We start from the raw sequence: 12,977 nt of genomic DNA on the forward strand, positions 1-12,977 counted from the left end.
ATTTGACATGCTCCTCACCTCCTCGTTTATTTTTATAGTTTATACTATGAAATGACTCATAGATTGGTAACAAAAAAGACCCTTACTCATAACAGAGCAAAGGTCATTGCATACACAAATAAACGATTCCTAATATAATTAGAAATCTACGGACCTCTCCCTCGCCGAGTTTTGGCACTGTATAGCATAGGTTCATTACCAGCTACGTTAAGAAAAACCTTAATTCGATCATTCCTGTTGACCCATTGGCGTCTCTCGACATTTTTGGGCAGTAGCATTTCTCTATACAGGAGCCTCACCTAACAGAGACTTATTTTAATTACATAGAAAATGTTACTCTTATTTAAAATAGATGTCAACACTTTGTATGGAAACTTTTCCTTATTACAGAAAAGCCCTCTCTGTTGTTAGCCTATTTTCTCATATATAGTACAAGTTAGCGAACGAAAAAAACTTACGTATAAAACGTAAGTTTTTAGTAAGTTACACAACCAGCAATTACAATACCAATTGAAAGTGATAAAAACATAAGAAATAGGCCGACTGCTTGATTATCTTCTTCAAGGCTTTTATTTATATTAAAGCGTGGTGTAAGCCACTCAGCTAAATAATAAACAATAATTTGGGATGAAATACCAACCACTCCCCACGAAACCATATCCAAAAGTGAAGTGGAATTAGCGGCCGTTGAATATAAAACGATAGCTAGCCCGAGTACCCTTCCTCCAAGTACATAACTTACCGCTTTGTTACCCTGAGCCATTAACTTAAATTCTTTCACTTTCGTTGTCACTTCCATAAGGAACAAACCGATACATAAAAGTGCGAGTGATACTGCTAAATATAGTAAAAAATTAATCATTTATTTTCCCCCTTCTTAATACCTACTGGTAAATAATAAGATTCATTTCCTGTAATCTTTTCCCCAGCACGTATACCAATACTGCTCGCTTTTCCAGCGATTAAAAACGCCCCAAACACATACGATAGTTTCTCCATCCCTTTTTCAGTTTCCAAACATACAACTGGAAGCTCTATATACTTTTGAAATATAGGCAATGACGTTTTATATGTTTCATGAGCATTTCGAATCATAATGTTCGTGTCTTTATCACGAATTGTAATTGTGTCACCTTCCCTACCAAACGAAGGTTTTTGAACGAAAGAACCTTTTCCTAAAAATAAATCTGGTTCTAAATATGTAGGTAACATATATTCTTTAATCCACTGTTGTTCCTCATTTGTATAAAAGGCCCCTTCTTCTGCTAATCCCCAAATAAGACACTGAATTGATTTTGGCTGAAGTAAAAAGGCAGACAAAGGATTTATTATAGAGAGATTTCCGTCTTTTACAAGTTGTAAAAGTTCGACACCTACAAAATCTCCAGTTTCAGGATCTTGATCCTCAATCAAATCTTCTACCGGATACGTTTGGCGGTACAACACATCAATTTTCACACCGTCATTATCTACTAATGCATCCTTTGTAATTCTAAGTTCTGACATTGGAATCACTTTATTTTCAACATGACATAGCTGACTCAAATACATAGTCGTATTCCAATCCTCTATATGTTCATGATGTGCTGTAAAAACGACATTTGGATTATCTATTCCCTTTACAGCCTCCATTACGGCTTTTGTAATACCAGAAGATAGTAACCGCTCTTGATTTATATTTGGATCATCGTAACCGAATTCTTCACAAACTTTTCCATTCATTTGAAAGCATTCCATAATAAAAGTTGGTGTATCACTATTAAATTCAAGCATTTTAATTTGATTATCATCGGTTAAGACAAAATCAAATCTTGAAATGATAGATTCAGGATACAATTCTTTCATTCTAATAAAAGGTAAACTTGCAGGTGGAAATCCAAGTTCAAGAAGCTGTTCGTCACATAAATTGCGCAGAAGTCTAGCAGTCTTAAAAAATATTTTCCCCATTCGTTCAGTCGCTATTTGTATTTGTTTCATAGTGCGAAACGTTATTGGAAACACATGAAACAAACTATATTCACCTTCATATAAATCCGCCCAAAAATTCGGATATTTCGAATAAAACTCATTTCGATTTCTTATGTATTGCGACATATTTTAGCCCCCAAATCCTCCCTTTGAACCGCTTCCAATTCCACCTTTAAATTCCGCAGACGATTGATACGATTTAAACGCCGATGAATTTTTAAAAGTGGATTTATTTTGATAGTATCTCCCACCATAGAAGTAATGTCCACGATAACCTGAACTACTATCATCACACTGCCATACCCCAAGTTCATCATCCCAATCCCAATCTGAACAACTATTATCATTCGGTTTTGGGGGAAGATCTTGTGCGCAGCCAAATAAGGTGCCAGTCATTAAAGACGTGACGACACCACCTACTAGCCATTTCGTTTTAGTCACCTTCGCACTCCCCTTTTTAAATTCTATTCCTATTATATAGCAGAGCATGATAAAGTAGAAGAAAAAGGAAGAAGAGGGATAAAATGCGCTTAGAATATCGACTCAATGATGAAACGGAAGGGTATCCTGCTTTATGGAGCTACGCAAATATTTCTAATTCTGAAATCGTCGCACGCATGACTTGTGAATATTTTATAAAAGATAAAAATACATATGTTGTTACTGCAACATCAGTAGATCCAGACGGAACAGCAGTTATATATATTCAAAAAGAAGTCTTTGCAAATGATCCTTCAGACCCTACGTACTCCCATATAGGTTTTGAAATTAGAGAACTAAGGGAAACGAGTTCCAGTATAGTAGAAAGTAAAGATATATGGAATTACGAAGAAATTTTACCATCTCTCCATTCAGATATTATATATATTCAGCGAGATGAACGTCATATGGAATTCACCCTAGATTCAAGAGAAATTGATGAGGACCGGAAATGCTACATTTATTATGGAAACTTTACAGGTGAATTGAGATAACTTAAATATATTTATACAACAAAAAAACCTTACGTATAAAACGTAAGGTTTTTATATAGCCCCACATATGCCGTTCTCTCTAGATGTCCATAAACCTGCTCTCACAGGTGGATGTTCTCACAAATGTTTGTAACTTCCTTCTTAAAAAGATGGCTTGTTATCTACATTTAAATATTGAACTTCCGTATTATACTTATTGGTTTAAGACATGCATAAGCTACGTACACCGTAGGAATTTTATATAATGTTAGTTGAAATAAGACCCCCGCACGTGCCGCTCCTCGTAAATGTCCAAAAACCCGCTACTCGCAGGTGGATGCCCTCACAGTTACCGTACATCTTCCTCCACAAGGAAGGCTTGATGATGGTCGCTAAATATTGAGCTTCCGTATAACTAACATCGGTTTTAGACATAAATAAGTTACGTACACCGCAGGATGTATTATTTGCTTTTCGTTATATTATCACATTGTATCCAATGTGTAAAATACAATCTTTTTCGAGCAATCTCTTGCTTGTGACCTTATTTTAATACAAATTATTTTTGCATGCAAGTGATTAATCTTCTTCTTTTGCAATTTGATTTTCTGGATAAGAAATCCAATCACTCCAGCTGCCTGCATACAGTTTAACATTTTGGAAACCTGCTAATTTTAATGCAATGATGTTCGGGCATGCCGTAACACCAGAACCACAATATACAATTGTTTCCTTATATTTCGAAAGATTTTGGAATCGTTCTTGTTGTTCAGGTTCCTTTTTAAATTGTCCTGATTCTAGAATTCCATCCTTCCAAAAATAATTTACTGCTGTCGGAATATGTCCTGCCTTCGGATCAACAAGTTCCTCTACACCAGCATAACGTTTTGGTTCTCTAGAATCAATTAACGTAACGTCTACACCTGTATGAATATTCTCTCTAACCGTTTCCATCGTAACAAGCATATGATCTTGTACGTTGGCTTTGAATGTTTTTCGTGCAACAACAGGTATTTCCATTGTTGTATGTAATCCATTCTCTTTCCAAGCTGGTATTCCGCCATCTAATATATATACTTTCTCATGTCCTACATAGTTTAATAACCACCATAAACGAGCAGCATTTGCACCAGCTTGACTGTCATACGCAATCACTGTCGTATGTTCATCAATACCAGCTTGCGAAAGCTTGTCTGCAAACTCCTTAATATTTGGCAATGGATGGCGGCCACCATGTGCTGTTACAGGACTTGATAAATCTAAATTCAAATCAAAATATAGCGCATGAGGAATATGTTCTTCTTCATACTTTTCTTTACCCCAATTAGGATTCGCTAAATCAAAACGACAATCGATTATACGGACATTCTCATCTTCTATATGCGCACGTAACCATTCGACTGTAACTATCATCTTTAACGACCTTCTTTCTCTTGCAAACGACTTACATACTCCATAACCATATCTTTTGTAACAAGTTTACGCTGCGGTGCAACGCCATTTTTTGCAAGTTCATTAATTTGTTTCGTTACCATATTAATGACATCAACCGAAAATTCTTTCCCATTTGATGCAAGTGATACTGCTGCCTCAATAGCTGTTTCACGCTGCGCATCTAATTGTAAAAATGCTGTTACAATTTCATTTTGTTTACGAGAATGTGCTGTAATTGCTTTGTGTACTTCCATCTTCTCTTCCCCCTAGATAAGTTATACTTTCGTATTTAATTCCATTGCAAGCCGAATCATATCACGGCATACAATCCCATTTTCAATAATCTCTTCTTCATAATGCTTTGAAAAGTAATCAAAATCAATAGAAAAAATACGAAATCCACATTTTTGATATAAAGTAAGTTGTGAAACACTAGAATTACCTGTACCAACTTCAAGTTTACACATACCATATCCCTTAGCAGCTTCTATCGCATGCTTTAATAGCTTCTTTCCAATACCTTTTCCTTGCATATACTCTACAACCGCAATATTCATAATTTCCATCGTCTTCGGCCTTGTTTCTAAAAGAACATATACACCTATAACTCTGTCCTCTTGCTTAGCTACATATGTTAATCCTCTTTGTATATATGCATCAATTTGCCGTTCACTTGGATCGGCAAGTAGCAATAGCGATTTCGGTATAGCTTCTTTTGAGATATGATCTATTACAACAGACATAAAAATCCCCCTCCTCTATTGTTCTAAACCCTCCTTGTCTACCATAAGTAATAGAAAGGAGGGATTCACCATGGACAACAATGAGAAAAAATGCAACGTCATCTCTATCGATGGAAAGAAGAAGAAAAGCGACACGTATTCCTATCCAAAATTAGTAGTAGAAAACAAAACATATGAGTTTTCTTCATTCGTCTTATGCGGTGAAACACCAGACGGCAGACGACTCGTTCTTACTCATATGATTTCTACTGATGAGTTTGCAGGGTTCGTAAAATCTTTAGATACGGTGCTACAAAAGAAAATTGAGCGAATCTTTTTTTCATAACGACTATATAATATAAATTTCTTTTTCAATTTCTACTAACTGCTTTTGTAGTTGCTCTTTACTTTGTTCATATAGTGTTACATCAATTGTTTCAGCTAAAGCAAATAATATACTTTCATAATAATTCTCAATATCTTGCTGCATCACTTTTTGGAATAAACCCCATTTTGCATCCCACTCTTGCTTATAATGATGAACGAATAAGCTTTCTTCATCAGCTACATAGTTTGATACGAAAGGTTCTAGTATAGCTTTTGCATCTTCTTGCATGAAAGCTTTATCATTTTTTTCAAAAAAGCTTTTCTCATTTTTAAAATGCGCTACTGCTTTTTTGAAATCTTTTATTTCAACTGAAGGAAACGGTTCTTTATGTGTAATATCTTTATATTCATAATCCGCTGTTCCATTCATAGAAATTGATTCATTTTCTACTTTACAGTTCACTACAATTTCTTTCTTTGCACGCTTCATCGCTTCATCTATCCATTTTTCAAGGCGTAATGATGTCGCACGCATTTCTTGTAATAAATCATGTTGAATAAATGCCACTAATTCCATAACGCACTGTTGCAACTGCGCTTTTACATTTCCATCCGTTCGAAGTGACGCTGGATTAATAAATTCAGTAAACACATCGTTATAGCGTAGGAATAGACGCTGATGCACGTAATAAAGCAATTCTTTCACTTCATTTTGCATCGCTTGTTCTTCCGCAAGCACACTATATGATGAAATAATATGAAGTAGTTGATCACGCTCTGCTTCATATTTTTTTGTTTGCTTCTCTTTCTCGTCATTCCCCTGCTTTGCACCAGTTATCATATTTACTAAAAGCTGATCTGCCCCTTGCAATGCACCGTATAAAGCATGCACAGATACGAGCATTAAATCTCTCATCATAAAGGACGTAAACGATTCTTCAAACTTAGCAATCCCAGAGTTTTGTAAAATACCGTACTTCTCTTTTTCAACACTCTTTCCTTGCTTCTCTTCAAGCGCACATAAACTTGAAATTGCAAATAAACGCGGATTTCTAATACCATATTGTAGTAACTGGTCTGCAATATAACCTTTTACCATTTCAAGTTCTTCTTCGGACTCTGCTAAATCGGCCGCATTAATTAAGAAGAACATTTTATCAAGAGCAAAAGTATCCTTTACACGTCCAAGCTGAATTAAAAATTCACGATCAGCGCGAGAGAATACATGGTTATAATATGTTACAAATAAAATAGCATCTGCGTTTTTAATATACTGGAATGCAACGTCCGTATGGCGGGCGTTAATAGAATCCGCTCCAGGTGTGTCTACAAGCGCTACTCCCTGCCTTGTTAAAGCACAATCATAATAAAGCTCCATATACTCAACGAAACATGATTTCTCTTCATTCGCTACATAATCAGCGAACTCTTCTAATGTAACTTGTATTTGTTCCCCTAAATGAGCAGAAACGGCATCGTACCCTTTTTGTACCGCTCGTAAAAAGCTAAATGTTGTTTTTTGCTTTCCACTTGGCGAAGGGTATTTCATAACTTTATCAATTTGCGCTAACGCTTCATCTAGCGTAGTAATCTCATAATGAAACAGCTTATAAACAGCTTTCATATCATCTAATAATGCTTGCTTTGATTTAAACTGAACAATGACTGTTCCGTGCGGTTTTTCCTCTGTAACAGGCAAAATTTGATTAATCGTTGCCGTCGTCGGATTTGGTGATACAGGAAGTACTTTCTCACCAAGCAATGCATTGGCAAATGATGATTTCCCAGCACTAAATGCTCCGAATAACGCGACTGTAAATTGTTTCGTTTCCACACGTCGCCTTTTTTCTATTACCTCTTGCTGTACATGTTTCAGCGCTGGCAATGGCTCTAGTATCGCTTCAGCTTTTTTCACTTTTTCTAATATGCGCTGAATATTTAATACTGCCGTACCTTTCATCTCTTCCTCACGAACCATTACATTCTCGTTTACAATTTCTTGCTCTTGTAGTGTGAATTTCTCACTAACAATTTGTGTTTTACGTTGCAATATCTCATCTATTTGCATTCCTTCAGGCGTAGCAACACGATCGTGCCAAACATTTTGTAAATAACCTTCATATCCCTCAAAATTTTTACTGTATTGTAATTGCATTTCTTTCGCTGTTTGCAACATCGTATATGTTTCAATTTCTTCTTCAATACGAGCAACTGCTTCTTTCACCTTTTGCTTTAAAACGACAGCACTCTTATCAAAAATTTGTTGCGATTTTATAAAATAACGTTTCTTTAGTTCGTTCGCTACATCCGCTGTATACAGCAGTAAGTAATCCCCTGTAAAACCCGCACCTTGTTTAATTACCTCGCCTAACAATTCTGGTCCGAAAGCAATTTCTAAAGCATATATGTCTTTCCCAATTTCCTCTGTGAACAGTCCTTCTTCTTTTAAGAAAGCTACAATAAATTCTTTCACATGAAAATCAAGTTGTGTTTCAACAGTCTTTTGCAAAGCAGAATAAAAAGCATCTACACGTCTCTGTTTTTCTTGCTCCGTCTTTCCTTTCGCAAATAACAAACCAACTTTAAATTTTGTTAATTTCGTTTCTAAATACGCATTTGCCAATTCTCTCATTTCAAATGGCATTAAATACGCATTATCTAATATAGCTTGTAATCCTTTTATAAATTCGTTTTTCACATGAGATTCTTTACTAGCCTCACGCTTTTTCGTTTCAGTTAATTCTTCCTTTTTTTCAACCACCTCTAAAATGGAAAGCGGTGATGCTAGCTCTTCCTCATATTTCAAAAGATCTTTTTCATTTTCAGAAAGAATAAACGAGAAATGTTCCCCTAATAAATATTCTGTTTCTCGCTCCATTCCAGTTCTTACATACTGCTCTTTTTCTTCCATAATAGAAGAAATTAACGATTCTAAATTTCCAATTTCATTATGTGGATGGTTCATCATTCGTAATGACGTATAATAAACACCATCTACTTCAATATCCCAGTTAGAGAACGATTGTTTTACGCTATCTTTATAATTCTCAAACGATAATTCATTTTCTTTATGTTTATCTATTTGATTTACAACGAGATAAACCGTTTTATTACGTTGTTTCAATTCTTTAACAAATTGTAAGTTCACTTCCGATTGGACGTGATTATAATCCATCATATAAAAAATTACGTCTGCTAGATGAAGTGTCGATTCTGTCGCTAGTTGATGGGCATCATCTGTCGAATCAATTCCTGGTGTATCAACTAACATAACTCCCTCAGGAATTGGCGCATCATTTCGATAAATATGAACACCAATTACCTCATCGCCATCTTTACAAATCTGTTTTAATTCTTCTGCTGAATATGCACCGTCATATTCGTACTGTTCTCCAGATTTGACCGTTACAACAACACGATCTAATCCCTTTTCAATTTTGACGACGTTAGCGCTTGTCGGAATCGGACTTGTTGGTAACAACTGCGCTTTATATAGATGATTCATCATCGTTGATTTCCCTGCCGAAAAGTGGCCGCAGAATGCTATCATAAGCTGCTCTTGTTTATATTTTTGAATCACTTCAAACAACTTTAAGCTATTCTCTGCATCGCCGTGTTTTTGCCACTCTTCATAAAAACAAACAAGTTTTTTCATACCGTTTGTCTGTACTATGTTTGTCATCCCCTTGTTCCCCTTTATCCAAGATGTATATACTTTTCCCCGCTATTTGCGAGCTCTTAATCAGTGAGAGATGCATCTCCCCATTGATTACAGTTTCACTTTACTATCATACTAAATTTTCAGCATATTCTCATTAAAAATAAAAAATCCCTTTCATTCTTTTTACAAATGAAAGGGATTTTATGTCATTTTATTCATTTTGCTGTTCCTACTCCATTTAAAACATATTTCGCAATAACTGCATATACAGCGACTGTACCTGCTACTAATGCATATATCATACTCGCGCACCAACCTTTTTTTGATAATGATTATCACTTTTGAATACATTTTATCATTAAAGAGAATCATTATCAACAAATTTCTAAAAAAGAAAGCTCCTTCGGGAAAAGGAGCTTTACTGCCTGTTTTAAAGAAGTTTAAAACTTGCTGTGCACTCTTATTATATCTCATAATACACATCTTAACAGTTTTAAAAATTGGAAATCCCCTCTATCCCCTCCCCCTTACATTTTGTATAATAAAAGGGAATTACTTATTAAGGAGGAAAATAATGACACAAAATCTCACGCAAGGCGAGAGGATACACTCAATTGATATCATTAGGGGAATAGCTGTACTAGGTATTTTTCTTGTTAACTGGCCTATTATTGCTGGAATTGACTCACGTGATCTTTCAGGAGTTTATGAGGGACTAGATAGTTATATCCGTCTAATTTACGATATGTTTATTCAAACAAAGTTTTATACTATCTTTTCGTTTTTATTCGGACTAGGCTTTTATATTTTTATGACTCGTGCTGAAGCGAAAACAGATCGACCAAAAACTTTATTTGTTCGTCGCTTACTTATTTTATTATTATTTGGTTTCTTACATTATGTGCTTTTATGGGACGGAGACATTTTACATACTTATGCAATCGCTGGATTTTTCTTATTTTTATTTTATAAGAGAGAACCTCGTACCATTTTAATATGGGCAATTGCTTTATTAAGTATTTTTCAATTTCTTATACTAATTGCTAGTATTAGTGTTGCCTTAATGTCAAAGGCTGAACTTGGATTCTCCTTACCAGTCATGCCACTTGAAGACTGGGTGTCACAAATACAAAATCGTTTCCATGCATTTTATGCTGATGGAATAGTATTAAATATTACAATGCTCCCAGAAACAGTTGGGCTATTTTTACTTGGTTTATACGCCGGTAAAAAGGATATTTTCCGCCGCACGAAAGAGTTAGATACAAAACTTAAAAAATGGCAAATTATTACGTTCATTTTAACATTACCAATGTGGTTCTTCATGGTCCGTTACTTCTTATCAAAACCATTTTATGAACCAATTTATATGCAGGCCTTTACAATGTTCAGTGGAAAAACATTATTCATCTTCTACATTTTCACGCTAATGCGTTTATTACAAAAAGAAAAATGGCAAACATTATTACGCCCATTCCAATATGTTGGACGAATGGCGTTAACAAATTACATCTCACATACAATTGTTACATTACTTGTATTCGGACTATTGTTCAAAAACGATTATCTTGCTCCATTATGGGTAGGACCTCTATTTTGCATCAGTTTTTATACGTTACAAATCTTTATTAGCCGCTGGTGGCTTTCACATTATCAATACGGGCCACTTGAGTACATTTGGCGGCTTGGTACGTATGGGAAAATGATGCCACTTAAAAAGAAAAGCAAGGTCTCATAACGAGACCTTGCTTTTCTATGCTTCTCTTACTGCATTTTGCATCGAAACTGGCTCTTCTTTTACTTTCCCTTTTCGCTGCGGCACCATATTAAATACAATATTTAAAAGGACTGCTGATGCACTTCCTAGCACAATTCCGTTATCTGTTAAAATACGAATATTTTCTGGAAGTTGTGAGAATAATGTCGGAACGACTGTAACCCCAAGCCCAATTCCGACAGAACATGCAACAATTAATAAGTTTTCTTGCTTTCCAAAATCAACGCTACTTAACATTTTAATACCATATGCCATAACCATACCGAACATCGCTAACATCGCACCACCAAGTACTGATTTCGGAATAATTGTTGTAATAGCTGCGATTTTTGGAATGAACCCAAGAACGATTAACATACCACCACAAGTATAAATAATAACGCGATTTCTTACTCCTGTTAATTGAACAAGTCCTACGTTTTGAGAGTAAGTTGTATATGGAAATGCGTTAAAAATACCACCTAACACCATCGCTAACCCTTCTGCGCGATAGCCTTTTGTTAATTCTTTTTCACCGATCTTTTTATTACAAATATCAGATAACGCAAAGTATACACCTGTTGCTTCTACAATCCCTACACAAGCAACGAGAATCATCGTAATAATTGGCGTTAATTCAAATGTCGGTGTACCGAAGTAAAACGGCTGAATACCGTGGAACCAATTTGCTTCTCCAACAGCTTGCAAGCTTACTTTCCCCATAAACGCTGCAACGATTGTACCGAACAAAAGACCTAATAAAATAGAAATAGAACGGATAAATCCATCAAAGAAACGATACATAATGATGATAAATAATAATACGCCAAATGCTAACGCTAAGTTTTCAAGACTTCCGAAATCTTTGCTTCCTACTCCGCCAGCCATATCATTAATCGCTGCTGGAACAAGTGTAACTCCAATTACAGTAACAACAGACCCTGTTACGACAGGGGGAAATAATTTTACAAGCTTTCCAAATAATTTCGCAAAAATAACAACAAACAAACCGGCAGCAATAATTGCTCCATAAATAGAAGACACGCCGTATTGTTTCCCAATTGCAATCATCGGCCCAACCGCTGTAAATGTACAACCTAGTACAACTGGAAGTCCAATACCGAAAAAGCGATTTGATAATGCTTGTAAAATTGTTGCAACGCCGCACATTAATAAATCAATTGAGACTAAATATGTTAACTCTTTTTGATTTAAGCCAAGTCCGCCTCCCACAATAAGTGGAACGATAATTGCACCGGCATACATAGCAAGCATATGCTGCATACCTAGCGATGCGATTTTAAATGGATGTTGCTTCATCGCTTATTTCACCTCCGCAGTTTCTTGCTGTACAAATGTAACTGTGCCGTTATCAAGTGATGCAATTTCTGCTAGTGACTCAACACGAACGCCTTGTTCACGAAGCTTCTTTCCTCCATCTTGAAATGCTTTTTCAATAACAATTCCAATTCCCGCAATGCTTGCTCCAGCTTGCTCTACTAAACTCATTAAACCCAAAGCAGCCTGACCGTTTGCTAAAAAGTCATCAATGATCAATACACGATCATTTTCATCAATATGAGTGCGAGATAGTGAAATTTCATTTGTTTCTTGTTTTGTAAATGAATATACGTTTGCAACATACATATTATCTTGTAACGTTAACGATTTACGTTTTCTTGCAAAAATTACTTTTACACCAAGCTCTAATGCAGCCATAACCGCTGGTGCAATGCCAGAAGATTCAATCGTCACGATTTTTGTAATGTTCTCTTCTTTAAAACGTTTAGCAAATTCTTTTCCAATCTCTTGCATAAGTACCGGATCAATTTGGTGATTTAAAAATGCATCTACCTTTAATACGTCACCAGATAAAACCTTTCCTTCGTTCAAAATCTTTTCTTGTAATACTTTCATGTTTGTTCCTCCTCTTATGCAATAAAAAAACTCCAAAAGCCGCCACCACTCGTTACAAGTGAGAGACGTGCTTTTGGAGTTTCGCAAAAAAGAATGCTTAACAAGCAAATATATTCGTCCTCACTCATAGTCAAAGTATTTACGGTACTTCGGTAGAAACTTGCAGGCCATATCCCCGCGATTATATGAGTGTAGCTAACTATTTATTTTATAGAAGGATTATAACGCAATTTTTATAC

12 protein-coding genes, 2 other RNA genes and 2 riboswitches are annotated in these 12,977 nt (G+C 35.6%); of the genes, 3 read left to right on the plus strand and 11 right to left on the minus strand.

The features are described from left to right. Positions 1–148: 148 nt before the first annotated feature. Positions 149–314, minus strand: a riboswitch (M-box (ykoK) riboswitch). Between the two features lie 161 nt (positions 315–475). The 3 genes from JDS95_RS06920 to JDS95_RS06930 are packed head-to-tail and all read right to left on the minus strand — an operon-like array spanning position 476 to position 2,409. Next, a complete protein-coding gene (locus JDS95_RS06920; protein ID WP_000606852.1) occupies positions 476–862 on the minus strand; it encodes a DUF350 domain-containing protein in 387 nt (128 codons plus the stop codon). Further along, entirely contained in the window at positions 859–2,094 is a 1,236-nt protein-coding gene (locus tag JDS95_RS06925) for a glutathionylspermidine synthase family protein (protein WP_199690353.1), read from the minus strand. The genes JDS95_RS06920 and JDS95_RS06925 overlap by 4 nt, the downstream gene beginning before the upstream one ends. Positions 2,095–2,097: 3 nt before the next feature. Next, entirely contained in the window at positions 2,098–2,409 is a 312-nt protein-coding gene (locus JDS95_RS06930; protein ID WP_000169030.1) for a hypothetical protein, read from the minus strand. Between the two features lie 83 nt (positions 2,410–2,492). Between JDS95_RS06930 and JDS95_RS06935 the strand changes: the two genes are divergently transcribed. Then, entirely contained in the window at positions 2,493–2,942 is a 450-nt protein-coding gene (locus tag JDS95_RS06935; RefSeq protein ID WP_001235513.1) for a hypothetical protein, read from the plus strand. Positions 2,943–2,996: 54 nt separating this feature from the next. Here the strand turns inward: JDS95_RS06935 and ssrS (JDS95_RS06940) are convergent. The 5 genes from ssrS (JDS95_RS06940) to JDS95_RS06960 form a co-directional block, all read right to left on the minus strand. Next, a non-coding RNA gene (gene ssrS, locus JDS95_RS06940) (6S RNA) lies at positions 2,997–3,180 on the minus strand. 21 nt (positions 3,181–3,201) lie between these two features. Then, positions 3,202–3,384, minus strand: a non-coding RNA gene (gene ssrS, locus JDS95_RS06945) — 6S RNA. 116 nt (positions 3,385–3,500) lie between these two features. Next, entirely contained in the window at positions 3,501–4,334 is an 834-nt protein-coding gene (locus tag JDS95_RS06950) for a sulfurtransferase (RefSeq protein WP_000637529.1), read from the minus strand. A gap of 2 nt (positions 4,335–4,336) precedes the next feature. Beyond that, on the minus strand, positions 4,337–4,609 hold the full coding sequence (locus JDS95_RS06955; protein WP_000451803.1) for a YpbS family protein: 273 nt from the start codon (positions 4,607–4,609) through the stop codon (positions 4,337–4,339). A gap of 21 nt (positions 4,610–4,630) precedes the next feature. Next, on the minus strand, positions 4,631–5,098 hold the full coding sequence (locus JDS95_RS06960; protein WP_000117676.1) for a GNAT family N-acetyltransferase: 468 nt from the start codon (positions 5,096–5,098) through the stop codon (positions 4,631–4,633). Between the two features lie 70 nt (positions 5,099–5,168). On the opposite strand from JDS95_RS06960, the gene JDS95_RS06965 reads away from it, so the two are divergent. Further along, the gene (locus JDS95_RS06965; RefSeq protein WP_000369740.1) at positions 5,169–5,423 is read left to right on the plus strand and encodes a DUF3931 domain-containing protein; all 255 of its coding nucleotides are present in this window, start codon (positions 5,169–5,171) and stop codon (positions 5,421–5,423) included. 3 nt (positions 5,424–5,426) lie between these two features. Here JDS95_RS06965 and JDS95_RS06970 read toward each other — a convergent pair whose 3' ends face one another. Continuing rightward, entirely contained in the window at positions 5,427–9,086 is a 3,660-nt protein-coding gene (locus JDS95_RS06970; protein ID WP_000182120.1) for a dynamin family protein, read from the minus strand. A gap of 553 nt (positions 9,087–9,639) precedes the next feature. Between JDS95_RS06970 and JDS95_RS06975 the strand changes: the two genes are divergently transcribed. Further along, positions 9,640–10,803 (plus strand): DUF418 domain-containing protein, encoded by a 1,164-nt coding sequence (locus tag JDS95_RS06975; RefSeq protein WP_000193176.1) that lies wholly within the window; start codon positions 9,640–9,642, stop codon positions 10,801–10,803. 15 nt (positions 10,804–10,818) lie between these two features. Here JDS95_RS06975 and pbuX read toward each other — a convergent pair whose 3' ends face one another. Continuing rightward, the gene (gene pbuX, locus JDS95_RS06980; protein WP_000809231.1) at positions 10,819–12,141 is read right to left on the minus strand and encodes a xanthine permease PbuX; all 1,323 of its coding nucleotides are present in this window, start codon (positions 12,139–12,141) and stop codon (positions 10,819–10,821) included. 3 nt (positions 12,142–12,144) lie between these two features. Then, positions 12,145–12,738: a xanthine phosphoribosyltransferase gene (locus tag JDS95_RS06985; protein WP_000866492.1), complete on the minus strand. Its 594-nt coding sequence runs from the start codon at positions 12,736–12,738 to the stop codon at positions 12,145–12,147. A gap of 107 nt (positions 12,739–12,845) precedes the next feature. Then, positions 12,846–12,947: riboswitch (purine riboswitch) on the minus strand. Positions 12,948–12,977: the final 30 nt, after the last annotated feature.

The sequence above is a fragment of the Bacillus cereus group sp. N24 genome, assembly GCF_016483345.1.
In the GTDB taxonomy this organism is placed as follows: Bacteria; Bacillota; Bacilli; order Bacillales; family Bacillaceae_G; genus Bacillus_A; species Bacillus_A toyonensis.